Annotated in this window: 17 protein-coding genes; 11 read left to right on the top strand and 6 right to left on the bottom strand. The window is 58.3% G+C overall.

The annotated features are described in order from the left end of the window. Positions 1 to 9: 9 nt before the first annotated feature. From PPGU16_RS42480 to PPGU16_RS42460, 5 genes are all read right to left on the bottom strand, one after another. On the bottom strand, positions 10 to 2511 hold the full coding sequence (locus PPGU16_RS42480) for a VirB4 family type IV secretion/conjugal transfer ATPase (protein WP_243460838.1): 2502 nt from the start codon (positions 2509 to 2511) through the stop codon (positions 10 to 12). Then, the gene (locus PPGU16_RS42475; RefSeq protein ID WP_180727766.1) at positions 2508 to 2867 is read right to left on the bottom strand and encodes a VirB3 family type IV secretion system protein; all 360 of its coding nucleotides are present in this window, start codon (positions 2865 to 2867) and stop codon (positions 2508 to 2510) included. The genes PPGU16_RS42480 and PPGU16_RS42475 overlap by 4 nt, the downstream gene beginning before the upstream one ends. A 3-nt stretch (positions 2868 to 2870) precedes the next feature. Next, entirely contained in the window at positions 2871 to 3188 is a 318-nt protein-coding gene (locus PPGU16_RS42470; protein ID WP_243460837.1) for a hypothetical protein, read from the bottom strand. Positions 3189 to 3214: 26 nt separating this feature from the next. Continuing rightward, entirely contained in the window at positions 3215 to 3865 is a 651-nt protein-coding gene (locus tag PPGU16_RS42465) for a lytic transglycosylase domain-containing protein (RefSeq protein ID WP_243460846.1), read from the bottom strand. 310 nt (positions 3866 to 4175) lie between these two features. Continuing rightward, positions 4176 to 4532 (bottom strand): hypothetical protein, encoded by a 357-nt coding sequence (locus PPGU16_RS42460; protein WP_243460836.1) that lies wholly within the window; start codon positions 4530 to 4532, stop codon positions 4176 to 4178. A 591-nt stretch (positions 4533 to 5123) separates the two neighbouring features. Between PPGU16_RS42460 and PPGU16_RS42455 the strand changes: the two genes are divergently transcribed. From PPGU16_RS42455 to PPGU16_RS42440, 4 genes are read left to right on the top strand one after another with little or no spacing between them, the layout of a single operon-like run. After that, positions 5124 to 5903 carry a ParA family protein gene (locus PPGU16_RS42455; RefSeq protein WP_180727764.1) on the top strand — a complete coding sequence of 260 codons (780 nt, stop codon included), beginning with the start codon at positions 5124 to 5126 and terminating at the stop codon, positions 5901 to 5903. After that, entirely contained in the window at positions 5900 to 7051 is a 1152-nt protein-coding gene (locus tag PPGU16_RS42450; RefSeq protein ID WP_180727763.1) for a ParB/RepB/Spo0J family partition protein, read from the top strand. The genes PPGU16_RS42455 and PPGU16_RS42450 overlap by 4 nt, the downstream gene beginning before the upstream one ends. 53 nt (positions 7052 to 7104) lie before the next feature. Next, entirely contained in the window at positions 7105 to 7395 is a 291-nt protein-coding gene (locus tag PPGU16_RS42445; RefSeq protein ID WP_180727824.1) for a TrfB-related DNA-binding protein, read from the top strand. Then, on the top strand, positions 7395 to 8489 hold the full coding sequence (locus tag PPGU16_RS42440) for a replication protein RepA (protein ID WP_180727823.1): 1095 nt from the start codon (positions 7395 to 7397) through the stop codon (positions 8487 to 8489). Before PPGU16_RS42445 ends, PPGU16_RS42440 begins: the two co-directional genes overlap by 1 nt. 134 nt (positions 8490 to 8623) lie before the next feature. Here the strand turns inward: PPGU16_RS42440 and PPGU16_RS42435 are convergent, their stop codons facing one another. Continuing rightward, positions 8624 to 8881 (bottom strand): hypothetical protein, encoded by a 258-nt coding sequence (locus PPGU16_RS42435; RefSeq protein ID WP_180727822.1) that lies wholly within the window; start codon positions 8879 to 8881, stop codon positions 8624 to 8626. A 2097-nt stretch (positions 8882 to 10978) separates the two neighbouring features. On the opposite strand from PPGU16_RS42435, the gene PPGU16_RS42430 reads away from it, so the two are divergent. From PPGU16_RS42430 to PPGU16_RS42400, 7 genes are all read left to right on the top strand, one after another. Continuing rightward, positions 10979 to 11221 carry a hypothetical protein gene (locus tag PPGU16_RS42430; RefSeq protein WP_180727821.1) on the top strand — a complete coding sequence of 81 codons (243 nt, stop codon included), beginning with the start codon at positions 10979 to 10981 and terminating at the stop codon, positions 11219 to 11221. Further along, a complete protein-coding gene (locus PPGU16_RS42425) occupies positions 11221 to 11358 on the top strand; it encodes a hypothetical protein (RefSeq protein WP_180727820.1) in 138 nt (45 codons plus the stop codon). The genes PPGU16_RS42430 and PPGU16_RS42425 overlap by 1 nt, the downstream gene beginning before the upstream one ends. A 34-nt stretch (positions 11359 to 11392) precedes the next feature. Then, a complete protein-coding gene (locus PPGU16_RS42420) occupies positions 11393 to 11764 on the top strand; it encodes a hypothetical protein (protein WP_180727819.1) in 372 nt (123 codons plus the stop codon). A gap of 55 nt (positions 11765 to 11819) precedes the next feature. After that, positions 11820 to 11975 carry a hypothetical protein gene (locus PPGU16_RS42415; protein WP_180727818.1) on the top strand — a complete coding sequence of 52 codons (156 nt, stop codon included), beginning with the start codon at positions 11820 to 11822 and terminating at the stop codon, positions 11973 to 11975. 149 nt (positions 11976 to 12124) lie between these two features. Next, complete coding sequence (locus tag PPGU16_RS42410; protein ID WP_180727817.1) at positions 12125 to 12499, top strand: hypothetical protein; 375 nt, start codon at positions 12125 to 12127, stop codon at positions 12497 to 12499. 14 nt (positions 12500 to 12513) lie between these two features. After that, positions 12514 to 12873 (top strand): hypothetical protein, encoded by a 360-nt coding sequence (locus PPGU16_RS42405; RefSeq protein WP_180727816.1) that lies wholly within the window; start codon positions 12514 to 12516, stop codon positions 12871 to 12873. Between the two features lie 530 nt (positions 12874 to 13403). After that, on the top strand, positions 13404 to 13829 hold the full coding sequence (locus PPGU16_RS42400; protein WP_180727815.1) for an antirestriction protein: 426 nt from the start codon (positions 13404 to 13406) through the stop codon (positions 13827 to 13829). The last annotated feature ends 41 nt before the right edge of the window (positions 13830 to 13870 follow it).

Below are 13870 nucleotides of genomic sequence, written 5' to 3'. Positions count from 1 at the left end.
AACACTCCATTAGATAAGTGCGCTCTCGATCGCTGCGAGCGCTTCGTCTTCGGCACGCTTTTGCTCGCGCCACTTGTGAATGCCGGCCTGCAGCGCCGACGCGACTACAGCGGGCTCCGATTGGAATTCCAGGATGAGCTTTTGATACAGTGCCGCCGCGAAGACCTTTTCCTGCAGAGGCCGCAACCAGGCATCAGGATCCTCGCCGTGTTCCTCGATGCACTGTTCCATGAGCAGGATGTTTTCGGGCGAACTCGACAGCACAACCATTTCATCCTGGAAGCCGTGCAGATCAAGGGTCGCGAAAGCCGACTGGTTGCCCTGCTTGATGAGGAAGATCCGCGAGCTTTTGCCGAGTTTGCTGAACTGGCTAAACTCCTTCTCCGTCATGTTCGTGCGCTTGTACCCTTCCCATTCGGCAGCCGGATCGGGCAGGTAAATCTTTGTCGCCGTCAGGCTGCGGATCTGCGGGAATACAGGTGAGGCAATTGCCTGTTCAGGTTGCTGCGTCACCAGCACCATGAATTCCCCTTCTTTCCGGCCGGCGGCAAGCGTCGCCTCGATGTCCTCGCGCGTCATGCGGTATTTGAGCGGTAGCCAGAATTCTTCAACGATCGACATCAGCAGCTTGCCGCTACGCTTCATCAGTTTCTTGATGAAGAAGATATGCGTAAAAACCGCTTCTGACGGCTCGTAGTTCTCCTTGGCAAACTCCGTCACGTCAAACGCCAGGCGGCGCATGTCCGTTAGATCCGGCAGCATGCCAGGAGGGTTGTCAAACACATACGCGTAGCGTCCCTCAGTCGCATAGCACCATTGCGACAGACGCGTAAAGAGGCAGTCGCCGCCTTCGTCTTCGATACTTTCCAGCAAACGGCTAAACGTGCGCTCTTTCACATCGCTCAGCGAGGCGACCGTATCGACCGCTTCCTTGATCTTGAGCTTGTCGCTGGCCGACAGTTTGCCGTCGCTATCCTGTCCGCAGATTTCAACCAGGTCGTACCAGTGCTGACGATTGAGAGGTGTATCCTGCATCGCAAACGGCGCGAAACCTGTTCGCTTGCCAGGCGACAGGCGGATGTACGTGCCGCCCATTTGTCGCCACCAGATTTCCATGCTTCGGCCGACATCGAGGCCGAACATCATCGGCTCGAAGCGTTGGAAAAACGTTGCAATCGCCAGCTGCAGGGCAGTCTTGCCGACGCCCGTTGTTCCGAGTAGCAGCGTGTGGCCTGCTACCTTCTCGCCAAGGCTGTTTTCGTCGTCGCGTGTCGCATGGAAGTTGAAGTTATAGAGCTTTTTCGAGACGGTCTGCAGCGGCATCACCGCGCTACCGTCACCGATCGGATTGCCCGTCGACTTGCCCGCCGAATAGTCGTGAAGCGTGAACGCGCACGCGAGACTGCGTGACGATTTCGGCATGGGCCGAGGCTTCACCTTTGCACCCGGCATCTGGCTCGCGTATGTGTACGGCGCGGAGAGTGTCGCCTTGTTCCAGCCGAAACCGCATTCGTTCTTGGCGCGCGTCGCAACGTGGTTGCCCTTGTCCGTCGCTTCTTTCACGCTGGATCCGAAGACCACCAATGCGCCGTGATAGTCGCCAAACGCCAGCTCACCCGTACTCACGTAACCTTGTGCCAGCTTCAGTTCGTCAATCTGATGCTGTGCCTTGTCGCCGGTCGACACAAGCTTGTTAATCTGGCTTTCGATGGCCCGGTTTGCCTCAAACGAGGTCATTGCGCCATACGATTGCGTAATGTTGAATTCCGCCTGAACCGACAACATGGGGTTCAGCTGGCCCCACCCCGCTTTAGGGAAGTCCTTCAGGTCGTAGCAGACACAGAACTGGCTTGATACATCGCTACGCAGCTCGCCAGTGTCATAGCCGAAGTGCGCCCAAACGCTCGGTATCAGTTCGCGCGCCGTCGACGCGCTAACGGGTTGTTCTTCTTCGAAGCCGTTCCACAGGTTGCCAAGGAACTTGTACGCGCTTGAGAACATGATGCCGTTGCGCTCATACGTCTCCAGGTATTCGGGATCGTATGGGCTCAGCGACTTGACCAGTTGGTCTGCCAGCTGGCCGATGTCTTTCAATCCATCGTCAAGATCTTCGTACTTGAGGATCAACGAAATATAAAACGAATTCTCGTAATAGTCGCCCTCGTGAAAGCGCTTGAGGTATTTTTGCGTGAACTCACGTCCAAACCGCGTCGTGAAGTTATAGCGCTGGTTAAAGCGCACCTTGCGCCGCAGGAAGTGTGTCCACATCGCGAGCTTGTTGCCGTGATCGCGGCCGACATCCGAATAGTTCTTCGTGAGATTGTCGAACTCGTTCACGACGAGCGCGTCACTGACAGACTCAAACGGCATGCCCATCAACCGGATGCAGACCAGCAGGCGATTATCCATGCCAATGACGCGGTTCGTCAGATGCCGGCCATACTTGGGCAACCATTCTTCTGCCGCCGGAATCCGTTTGAGGAATTCACTACTGATAGAAGCCGCTGTCATTTTTCTTTCCGAAACGGTTGACGGTAAACGACGAGCCGACGACCAAGCTTGATAGGCGCGAGCGTGAGCGTATTGCCGAACAGGTGCCCCATACGGCGGGACATGCGGCAGCGCACTTCGAGCCACAGGATACGAAGCGCCTGATCGTCGGTTTCGCACATTTTTTTAAAGAGCCCGAGAATCGGAATGAGCAGCGAAAAGCCAAGCAACCCGCCCGGCCCGAAAAAGGCCGCGAGCAGCACCGTCACCAGGACGATCGGAACGGCAGCGCACAGCACGGCCATCAGCGGGACGCCCCAAACCATCGCTACACGCCCGAGCCCGTTGAAGGCGGAATACTTTTTCTTTTCGCTCATGGCTCAGTTGACGAAAAGGCTCCAGGCCCACGGCCCGAGGACCGACACCGCGCCGACAGCCGCGACCTTTGCAACGCCGATGCCGAAATCGGACCAGTGTTCGCGATCAGTCCATGCCATGCCGCCCTTGTAGAGCAGATAGCAACCGGAGAGGATGCCGAGGATCGAATACATCCACGTATAGAACGTGTCGGCCGCCTGCGTACCCGCTGACAGCCCGCCCGCGAACGCAGGGGGAGCAGCCACAGCCGCAACGCCCAGCATGATCGCGAGCAAGACCTTTACGAGCCGCGACGCGGCAGGCTTGCGTTTGATGAACATAGGAACTCCCGATAGGGTGTGCATGATTACTTCCCGCTGAAATCGCCGAACGCATCCCAGCTCGCGCGATGGTCGCCCGAGGCAGAGACAGGTTCGGCGGATGCCGGCGCGACCTGGACCGTTTGACGGGCCTTTGGTGCGTCGACCTTTCTGGACGCGGGTTTGTCCAGAATGACTGGAATGGCAGGAACGACCTCGACCGAAACTTTGGTATCCTGCGCGTTTGCAGCTACGCGTTGCACATAGCTGGTTCCGCCAAAGTCAGGTTGAAAGCCGCGAGAGAAATTGCCCGAGTAGTAGCAACTGAAGGCCGCATAGAGCGCGTCCTTGCCCTGCCCCTTCGCGGCAGCTGCACGGCGATAGCAGTCAGCGAGAATGTTGCCGCCAGCCTGCAGGTTCGCGCACGCATCGAACACGGTTTCATAGGTCAGCCCATACGACGGCAGATTCGCCTTGTTGACCTGGCCGAGCCCCATGCTGAAATTGACGCCGCGCGCATCGAGCGCTTTAGCGGTTGCAATCGCTTCCGCAGCTGAGCGCGGCTGACGCGACAGACGACCACCCACGACGCCGATAGCGTAGGGATTGAACCCGGATTCGGTTTTGACCAGGGCCTGCAGGGTCGTCGGGTTGACGTTTGGCGCGCATTCGTGCGCGAGGGTCGCAAAGTCGGCAATCATTGCGTGACCTCCGCAACGATCGACGCGACGAAAGAAGGACTGGAGACGATGGTTTTCGCGGACGCGAAACTCTTACTCGCAGCGTCCGCAAACAAGCCCGAGCCCCCGACAGGCGAGGCAAGAACCGCGCTCATGCTGCCACTCGTACCCTGTTTTCCAGGGAAGAGTTGGCAATATGTGTATTTTTAGGCAGCACATATCGAGCGTCCGTTAAGGACGCTATAATCAGCGTAGCCATGAAAGGCCCCCCAGGTTTTTTCTTGGTCAGGCTGGTGTCAGTGCTGGTAACACTGGCATCGGCCGTCCTTCACTTCGTCAGGTCATCTGGCGTCTTTTGCAGCACCCATCCCTGTTCCACTTCCAGAAATACGTCCTTTGCCCTTGGGCAATTTTCTTTGACGAACAGCAACGCATCTTTTAGCTGCCGCCAGGACTTTGTCCCGCCTCGCGTCGTGTCCAGGTCGTAGACCCGGTCCCCATCATCGACGTGAATCTCTACCTTCCAGAAGCCGTGCGGATCCTCTCTGATCCAGACCACGTACCGTCCCTGAAGCGTTTCGTCGACTGCTGAAAGCTCGCGCGTGGTGAGCCCCATTTTTTCCTCGTTGAATGGCAAAGCGAAACCTTTTGCCACAACAGGAACTTTTCGGCTACGAATCACCATGACTATTCCGCATTCTACTCCTTTTCGTCGCAAATCGCAAAATTGTTGTTTTGCTTAGCAAAAACGAGTTTTGCAATCATCCAACAATAATGCCCGCATTACAAGCAAAATGCTCGCAATTTTATAGGTTTGCGACGATCCGGGGAGGCGCTAGAAGGACGGGAAGTGAGGCGAGGAAATGCTACCAGGTGTTTCTAGATGTAACAGTCAGACTGCCAAAACTGTTGCAACATCAATACGACCCTACTTCGCAAGCTTCAGGTTAATGCGCACGGCCCGCAAGGTTTGATTAGCGGATTACTCGGGTTTACGTCAGGTCAAAGGTTTTCTTTAGGCTTTTCATAAAGTTTTTACCGTTTGCGTTCCGGTAAATCTGTAACAGCCTTGAGACGCAAAATTCCTGCACCTCATCATTCTAGGGCGCGATCAAGCAAGCGACCCGGCCGCCGCGAGAACTGCTGACCATTCCTCATAACTTTTTTCCTTGTCAGGCTGATTTACCTGACAAAAAGGGAAAAGTATGGAATAATGGCTTCACTGCTTGATGCAGTAACAACACCACGAAAGACCCCTTGGACAAAAAGGAAGCATATGAAAAGCATTGCGGTCGTCAACCAGAAAGGCGGGATCTCGAAGACTACTGTTGCAACGCACATCGCCTATGCCGGCGCGGAAGCCGGCCTGCGCGTGTTGCTCGTAGACCTCGATCGACAAGGCAGCGCCTCTCTGACGTTTCTCCCTGCCGAAGATGCAGAACCCGGCCTGATGGCCTCTACCCTGTTTGCCGAGGATGCCACGCCGCTCCGTCCCGAAGTCCTTGGCCCGAACCTTTCCATCATTCGCGCCGACAAGGGGCTTTCGTTGCTGACGGGCGTTAATGAATCAGTGCTGAAGCGACCGAGGCAGCACCTGAAGCGCCTAGCGGCCGACTACGATCTGTGCGTGATCGACACGCCGGGCAACATCGACTTTTCCCCGCCCATGACGGCCGGCGCACTGGTCGCAGCTGAGGCCGTTGTTTGCCCCTTCCCTGTTGGCCTGTACGAGAGCGCGGCGCTTACGGACCTGCTGGCCTTCCTGAAGAAGATCCGCGAGCAAGGCTACAACCCCGGTCTGCGTCTGCTGGGTCTGCTGCCGGCACGCATCAACACGAAAAGCAAGGAAGAACGCGATGCGCTTGACCAGCTGCGCAAGCAACTCGGAAAGATGATCCTGCCGACGATGCTCGCAGAGCGCACGTCGGTCAAGCAGTCGACAGCGAGACGCCGCCCCGTCTGGAAGGGTACGAAGGGCGCCGGCCACCGTGTAGCGGCGCAGGAATGGAAAGCAGCAATGAACCTGATTTTGAATGACCTGGGAGTGACGCAATGACCAAAGCCGCGCGCAACGCACAAACCAACGCTTTCGCCGGCCTGGGCGACATCCTGGGCGCAAGCGAGCTTACGGGGCTGATGGAGGAATCCCACCAGGACTACAGCATGGTTCGCCTTGATGAAATCACGATCAAGGAGCAGGACCGTAAGGAGTTTGAAGACGCAGAACAAACGCTGGCCGACCTCGCAGCCGACATCAAGAAGCGCGGCGTCCTGCAGCCGGTGCTGTTGCGCAATACGGCAGACGGCTATGTGCTGGTCGCTGGTGAGCGCCGCGTCCGCGCAAGCAAGATTGCCGAGCTCGAGCGCATCCCGGCGATCATTCGCACGATGACGGACGACGAGGCGCAGGAAGCGCAGTTTGTCGAAAACACCCATCGCAAGAACCTGACGCAGATCGAGGAAGCCGCCCGCATCCAGCGCGAGGTTGATGAACTTGGCAGCGTCGACGCATTCCTGTCCAAGTACAACAAGAACCGCTCCTGGCTCTCGAAGACGCTCAGCCTGTTAAAGCTCCCCGAAGAATCGCGCCGACTGGTTACGGAAAACATCAGCGCTGACCTCGAAGTTATCAGCCGCGTGCGTCAGGTCGAAAAGCAGGATCCGCAGGCAGCCCGCGATCTGGTCGACACGCTGAAGGCGACACGCGGCAAGGTTGATGCACGCAAGACCTCAGACGCAGCGCTGAAGAAGGCGAAGCCCAAGAAGGCCGCCCAGCAGCCGGCAGCGCCCGTTGCGGCCGACACGAAACCCGCGAAGGCAGACATAGTAGCGTCCAACGGTTTCGCGGACGCGAAAAACGGCGCACCCGTTTTCAGCCCGACCGATGCGCTCGATGCGATTCACGCCCAGCTCGCGCGAGGCGAAAGCGTCAAGAAGACGCTTGCCAGCCTGCAGGAGCAGGACCGGGCTGAAGTCGGGGCATGGCTCTATAGCTTCTACGATGCCGGTCAACACGCGATGAAGGCAAAAGGCACGCGGGCCGAATTACTGGCCAGCGCAGTGTTGAAAGGCCTCGCGGATAACCAGTTTGCCCACGACGGCGCAGGCGCGCTCGCGCTCGCAGCATTTCTGCATGGCACGGACGTACACGCCGAGTACGACCTTTCAAGCGTGCTGAAGGCCGCTGCTACCAGCTCGAAGTAATCACCCGGCAGGGGCGCGCACCACGCCCCTGCCCGCCGCTCACAGGACAAGACATGCCCGCAAAACGCAAAATGAGCGCGCCCGACTTCGAAGCCGTCAGGCCAATGCTCAACATTTCCCCGGCTCGCATCGACGCAGCCCGCGCCGTTCTTGTCGACGGCAAAACGCTTCAGGCTGTAGCCACCGCTAACGGTTGGAAAGCACGGCAGACCGTCAGCGATTGCGTTGATGTCGTATTCGACGCATACGAAAAATGGAAGCAGGGACAGGAAGCCGCCGAGCAGTACCGCGCACAGGTTGCGCAAGAACACGCACCAGCTGCAGCAGAGACGCCGAGGCACTAATGGCAACGAAAAAACAGACGACGCAGGCAGGACCAGCACGGCCCGAGGCAGAAAGCCGCCTGGAACTCGACTACCGTTCTGGCAAACCCGTTCCGGCATGGGTGAAGGAACTGATTGAAACCCAGCTCGCGATCGAGGCCGAAGACGCCAAAAGTGCAGGCACAATCGGTTTCATGTCTCGCGCACTGGTTCTCGCCACGATGCCGTACAAGGATCCGAAGACAGACGTTTACACGCGTCGCAACGGCGATTTCACGCTTCGGATTGTCGCGGGATATGAAGGCGATGTACCGGGAAAAGGCGGCATTCCCTTTGGCATCTATCCGCGCCTTTTGATGTCGTGGGTTTCGACGGAAGCTGTACGGAGCCAATCCCCCGTTATTGAGCTTGGCGAATCGCTGCGCGTGTTTCTGCGCGATGTCCTCGAAGTGCGCAGCACTGGAGGCGGCGCACGCGGTAGCGGCAGCCGCGCCGTTGAACAGATGAAACGGTTGTTCGGCGCAATGATTACGGCGCAGTACAGCGGTGCGATTCAAAACCGGGGGTTCAAGCTTCGCAATGTCCAGATTGCTGATGACGTGGATCTTTTGCAGGAAGACATTGACAGCCTGGACAACCTGGAAGCCGCTGACGGCACGCCCGCGCCCGACGACACCGACCCGAACAGCGGCCTATGGACACCGCAGGCGGCAGAGGAAGCAGGCACCTGGCGATCGACCGTCAGACTCAACCGGAAATTCTTCGAGGAATGCATTACGAGCCCCGTGCCGATTGATTTGCGCGTCTATAAGTCGCTGCGCCGCTCCCCCTTGGCGATGGACGTTTATACCTGGCTAACGTATCGCGTTAGCTACCTCGAAGGCCGCCGACGCCCGATCCCGTGGATTTCGTTGATGAACCAGTTTGGCGGCCGGATCAACCCGGAAGACATCGGCCAATCTGTGCGAGATTTTCGGAAAGCGTTCCTGACCGCACTCGATATGGTCAAGATCGTCTATCCGCAGGCGCAATATCAGATTTCTGAACAGGGCTTTACTCCCCTGCCCTCCCCGCCGTCTGTGCCGCGCATTGGCACGCAGCGCGACCTGTTCTAACCAACACGGGCGGCACGATTGCCGCTCGCGCTGAATAACTCCCGCCGATTTTCGCGCCCGCGAAAACGCGCTGATGCGCTGAACAACTCCCGCGACTTTTCGCGTCCGCGAAAGCGCGCTGAAGAACTCCCGGCCTACGGATCAAGCAACCCGCGCCTAACGCGTTCTTCGAGCAGTCGATAGCGCATTTTTTCGAGCGCCACCAGCTGACCGCCAATGTCATCTTTCCACGCGCGATCCACCACAGCACGCAAATCGTCCATCTCACGCAGAACGTTCCGCAGATGGTTGATTTCGAGCAGCAGCCGTCGAATGTCGGGATCCTGATGCCTGCGCCACAGCGCACGCATTTCCGACGTTTGAGGCGGAACGAAATCAGGTTCCCGCGCCATGCACTCACCCCAGAAAATAGCTGTATGCATATACAGTATAGAGCGCAGCCAAATGCTTCAACGTTGCCTAAATGTCGAACCCCGAAGCAGCAGCCACGTTGCTCAAAACAGACAGCCAATCACTTGACGAGGCGAGGGAGTTGTGGCACGCGCGAATACTCGCGCGCGAGGCAGGCTTTTAAGAAGTCAAGGCTGTCCGACCAAATAAAACGACGCTTGATGGTCGAGCGCTGTCGTATGCTTCGTGGGCGGGAGTTTGAAGGGCGCTCCCGCCCGGCAAAGGCTGGCACCTTCACCGGGCAGTAACGCCGAGATCCTTCCTATCTGAACTCGCAAAAACGGAGTCCACGATGAAAGGCGAGTTTTACGCAACGCTGCTCTGGCAAGCAGCGATGACGTTTGCGGAATCGGAGACCTTTAAAGCTTTGCTACATCACGTCTTCGATCCGCTGGCCACTTTCCTGATGTAACCCTTACCCGGCGAAAGCCGGGTTTTTTGCTCAGAAAGCCCCCCAAACAGCCGTTGAACTGTTGTTGACGCGTTCAGTGCAGCTCGAAGCGTATGCTGTACGGCAAGCGTGCGCAACAGAAACCTGCAAACGCGCTGAACAACTCCCGCCTGCAGCTGTCCGCGAGCGCCGGCATCCGCGCACACGCCCCGCCCTCGATGCGCTGAACAACTCCCGCCTGCAGCTGCCCACCGACCGCCGCAGATCCGCGCACACGCCCTGCCCCGATGCGCTGAACAACTCCCGCCTGCAGCTGCCCGCCGAGCGCCGCAGATCCACGCTCACGCCCGCCTCGATGCGCTGAACAACTCCCGCCTGCAGCTCCCGCCGAGCGCCGCAGATCCGCGCTCACGCCCCGCCCTCGATGCGCTGAACAACTCCCGCCTGCAGCTCCCGCCGAGCGCCGCAGATCCGCGCTCACGCCCCGCCCTCGATGCGCTGAACAACTCCCGGCCCGCCCGCCGATCGCCGCCGATGCGCTGAAGAACCCCCGGCGACTAGCAGCCACGCGGCCGAGCCGAGCCGCACACCGCCCGCTGGATGCGCTGAACAACTCCCGCCAGTTGCCGTCGATCGCCGCAGACGCGTGGACGCACGCCCGATGCGCTGAACAACTCCCGGCTACTTACAGCAGAATCGCCCCGATCCGCGATCCGCGCACGCATACCCGCCCGGTGCGCTGAAGAACCCCCGCCTGCAGCTGCGCGCTTATCGCCGCCGATTCGCGCCACACCCCGCCCGCTCGATGTCTGACCAACTCCTGCACGAGCATGCAGCCTGCCGCCCCATCCGACCTAGAATCAAAGCCCCTCAGAACGCTTTAAACCGCCCCGCACGCCGCTATAACATCCTCAGACGCCACATCGAGCGACTGAAGGCCAACGAGCCGCCAGAAAGCCCCAATTTCGCCTGAAATTTGCTGCGAGTTTTCCACTCCAAGCGTGTGGATAAGCCCAGTTATCCGCGCTGAAGAACTCCCGCTGCTGTTTTCCGCATCGAATCAGGTACTTACTGCCCTTTTGTCCGACTTATCCACGCTGAAGAACTCCCGCCATATGCGCTGAAGAACTCCCGCAAAATCAGGCAACAAAATCGCGCAAACGCTTTTCCAGCAAGGCTCTCAGAGAATCGCCACCCTTGCCCCCTGTATTATTGTTCCTGTATGTATCCCTTGTAGTAACACCGGCTGAATCTGTGGACAGTACAAACGGCCGTGCATTGCCAATGCCCCGACCGCACACGGCAGCGGCGTACCCGCGCCCGACCGTGGACGGCTGCGCTGCCCACACCGCAAGGGTGTGGACAGCCTCCCGGCCTGAAGGCCGGAAGGTTCCGCACCCGCCCACCGTCTCCCCGCGAGCCCTGCCCTTCGGGCCTGACGCGCCCTTTCAGGGCTTGCCTTGTAGAGATAGAAAACCTTAGACCCAACGCGACTAACGATCGGCCCCAGCTGCAGCCCGCCATGGCCCCAAGGCCAGCGGCAAACAGGAGCCAGCGCAAACTGATTGCCAAGACAGGGCCATTGGCCCTATAATGTTATCTGAAGGCCGGGCAGATCCGCCAAGGCCACACCCCGGAGCAATATCCGATGAGCAGACTTACCGTGATCGCGAAAGGCACCAATGCCCGAGGCGACATTTTCGCCGCGTGCCATTGCGTAAATCATTGGGGCGAAGATTCTGGCTATGGAGTTTGGCGCTTGTGCGAAAACTACCAAGGCGGCCGAATCTTCAAAACATGGCGCTATGTGGAAATCGGGATGACCAGGGATGCCGCCCTAGCATTGCTTGAGCGCCGCACAGCCAGGAAGATCAAACAGGAGAGCCAGTAATGCTGCGCCAGAATCTGGAAGACCTCTACGTGTTTGTGATGGACTGCGATCGAGAGCAGGCGCGCGCGAATGTCCGCATGCTGTATCAGGTGGACGTTGAGGAAGAAATTGCATTCTTTCGAACGCTGGGCAATTAAATAACGCTTGACCTGTAGGGCCAATGGCCCTACAATGGAGTTATTGAAGGCCGGGCATCTCGCCAAGGCCACACCCCGGAGCAACCCGATGAAAGCAGCAATCAAATTCAACATCCACAACGTCACGAACGGCACGAACACGGCGCGCGTTTGGTACTCGCTGGATAACCGCGTTGATGGTCGAAAGTGCGTGACGATCTACGCGAAAGACTACGACCGCCAGCTGGGCAACGTCTTCCCGAGCAACTACAAGAACGACACTGACACGCAGACCGACTATTTCGACAAGGGCCAAGTGACCCTGTTCGAAGACCACGAACTGTATGCACCGGCTCGCGCGCGAGCAGAGGCGAACGCGCTGCGCAACAAGGCGCGAATGGAAGCTAAACGCGCCCGCGCTCACTAAACCAACAGCCCGCTTCGGCGGGCATGGCCAAGCCCGCATACAGGAGAGTGAGTCCATGAAGAATGACCGCTGGTACGAGATAGTAGAGGGCATGGCGCATATCTACGATGCGCCTACCGCCCAAGCCTCAGTCTCGTTGTCGATCGTGCAAATCAGTGACCTGGCGTATTACCGCCGCACGTTCCGACTGCGCAAAGCACAGAGCGCATAGCCGAGAGTAACGCCCAAAGCCCGCGCGCATAGCGGGCTTTTCTTTTTTCGCGTCCGCGAAAATATCACTTGACATATAGGGCCATTGGCCCTAATATAGAACCTGAAGGCCGGGCATACCGCCAAGGCCACACCCCGGAGCAACTTCCGATGAAAACCCAAGTTATCGCTCTCGCGCAGGTTCAGGATGCGTTGCAAAGCTACGCCATCTTCGGCCAGATGGACGCGCACATCTTCGCGGCAGCCGTAGCCGTCCGTATCGTTGACGGCGTGCGCATTCACTTCATGGACTCGACGGACACGGGCAGCGCCTACGACTGGACGCAAGTCGCAGTCGAATGCAAGGACGGCGATCTGATCGTATGTGGTGAAACGGTCGCCGTGATGGTTTCGGCATGGCCTACAGCAGTTCGCGGCGCACCGGGCGCATTTCACACGTTGTCGCACGGTAGCAGCTGGGCGCACCACGACGGCGGCAAGTATGAGAACGCGGCGCAGGTTGCCCGCTCCCTTTCGCTGCAATAAGGGAGAGGGAAACCATGCACCTGATCGTCCACGGCCACAACGCGAAACAGGGTTTCGCTATCTCCCGCGTTTGGAACGATGCCGAATGCTCCTATCTGGCGGGCTCGATGTCTGAGACACCCGACGCCACGCCAGTGCGCTACTTCACCAGCCTTAGCCGTGCAAATCGCTTTGTCGCACGCTGGAACCGTCTCCATGCCAGGCATCAGACGAGCGTCCCGGCGCTTAACGCCGCGTTGCATGCAGCAATCCACACCGGATACGTGACCGTTTTTCACGTTAAACGGGGCAGGGCAGTAGGGGCAACGTATCGCAACGGGCAGCTGATCGTTGAGTGCAACGAGCAGGCTTATACGCTCGACTACCGATTCTAAAGACAGCGCCCGCTTAGGCGGGCCGATAACAAAACGGGACCAACATGAAAGAAGTTTTTGACCGTGTAGAGCTTGCAGAGCGAATTGTTATGGGAGCGTCATTGCTGATCGTTTCCACTCTGTCCGCGCTGGCATACTTTGGCTAAAGACCACGGAGCAGATTTAATGACTACCTCGAAGCGATGGACGTATGGGCAGATGACTCGCGAAGCCGAACGCCTGATCGTCCGTCACATGAGCAAGGAAACAGACAACAACGTATCGCGCTGCATGGCAATGGGGGTTCATCAGCTTTGGTATAGCCTGACAGTAGGCTGGCAGGAAGACGGAGACAGTGAACGGCTAGAGCGATTGATTAACCCTCGCTCGCAGCAGCCCCCCGCCTAGCCAGCCCGCAATACACCGAACCCGCACATGCGGGTTTTTTTCGCGTCCGCGAAAATATCGCTTGACACATAGGGCCAATGGCCCTAATATAGAACCTGAAGGCCGGGCATCCCGCCAAGGCCACACCCCCGGAGAAAAGTCCGATGAACACCCAAACCGAAACCGTTTCGATCACACCCGCCCTGGTAGCTGAAGGCTCGCGCGTTACCACGATGGCGAGCTTCTTTGGCCGCTACGCTGTCATGTTTGAGTCGTATGTGTACGGCTCGATGAAGCGCCTGGCGGGCGAGAACCAGTACACAGGCGGTTACTGGAATTTCTATCGGCTGAGCAACAGCGGCTTCTACATGGCGCCGAGCCACGATCAAGCCTTTCACCTGAGCAACGCGGAAAACTATTTCGAGGGTTCCGTTACCCCGGATGCGGCAGGCATCATTGCGAGTCTCTTTGCCTTGGGCCAGCTCTGCAACCGGACGGGGATTGAAGAACACATTGAGTTGTATTACGCGCTGCGCGAATACGCGCACCAGCACCCGGAACGCCGCCTGATCTTTAAGGCGATCGACTAAACGACGACAGCAGCCGGGCGATTAGCCCGGCTAACGCTTTC

The organism is Paraburkholderia largidicola (assembly GCF_013426895.1).
Lineage (GTDB): Bacteria > Pseudomonadota > Gammaproteobacteria > Burkholderiales > Burkholderiaceae > Paraburkholderia > Paraburkholderia largidicola.
Note: the sequence above shows the minus strand (reverse complement) of the source record. Positions and strands in the feature narration are given on the sequence as shown.

Coding starts and splice junctions, on each gene's coding strand:
- PPGU16_RS42480 (WP_243460838.1), bottom strand. CDS start 2,511: ATGACAGCGGCTTCTATCAGTAGTGAATTCCTCAAACGGATTCCGGCG.
- PPGU16_RS42475 (WP_180727766.1), bottom strand. CDS start 2,867: ATGAGCGAAAAGAAAAAGTATTCCGCCTTCAACGGGCTCGGGCGTGTA.
- PPGU16_RS42470 (WP_243460837.1), bottom strand. CDS start 3,188: ATGTTCATCAAACGCAAGCCTGCCGCGTCGCGGCTCGTAAAGGTCTTG.
- PPGU16_RS42460 (WP_243460836.1), bottom strand. CDS start 4,532: ATGGTGATTCGTAGCCGAAAAGTTCCTGTTGTGGCAAAAGGTTTCGCT.
- PPGU16_RS42455 (WP_180727764.1), top strand. CDS start 5,124: ATGAAAAGCATTGCGGTCGTCAACCAGAAAGGCGGGATCTCGAAGACT.
- PPGU16_RS42450 (WP_180727763.1), top strand. CDS start 5,900: ATGACCAAAGCCGCGCGCAACGCACAAACCAACGCTTTCGCCGGCCTG.
- PPGU16_RS42445 (WP_180727824.1), top strand. CDS start 7,105: ATGCCCGCAAAACGCAAAATGAGCGCGCCCGACTTCGAAGCCGTCAGG.
- PPGU16_RS42440 (WP_180727823.1), top strand. CDS start 7,395: ATGGCAACGAAAAAACAGACGACGCAGGCAGGACCAGCACGGCCCGAG.
- PPGU16_RS42435 (WP_180727822.1), bottom strand. CDS start 8,881: ATGGCGCGGGAACCTGATTTCGTTCCGCCTCAAACGTCGGAAATGCGT.
- PPGU16_RS42430 (WP_180727821.1), top strand. CDS start 10,979: ATGAGCAGACTTACCGTGATCGCGAAAGGCACCAATGCCCGAGGCGAC.
- PPGU16_RS42425 (WP_180727820.1), top strand. CDS start 11,221: ATGCTGCGCCAGAATCTGGAAGACCTCTACGTGTTTGTGATGGACTGC.
- PPGU16_RS42420 (WP_180727819.1), top strand. CDS start 11,393: ATGGAGTTATTGAAGGCCGGGCATCTCGCCAAGGCCACACCCCGGAGC.
- PPGU16_RS42415 (WP_180727818.1), top strand. CDS start 11,820: ATGAAGAATGACCGCTGGTACGAGATAGTAGAGGGCATGGCGCATATC.
- PPGU16_RS42410 (WP_180727817.1), top strand. CDS start 12,125: ATGAAAACCCAAGTTATCGCTCTCGCGCAGGTTCAGGATGCGTTGCAA.
- PPGU16_RS42405 (WP_180727816.1), top strand. CDS start 12,514: ATGCACCTGATCGTCCACGGCCACAACGCGAAACAGGGTTTCGCTATC.
- PPGU16_RS42400 (WP_180727815.1), top strand. CDS start 13,404: ATGAACACCCAAACCGAAACCGTTTCGATCACACCCGCCCTGGTAGCT.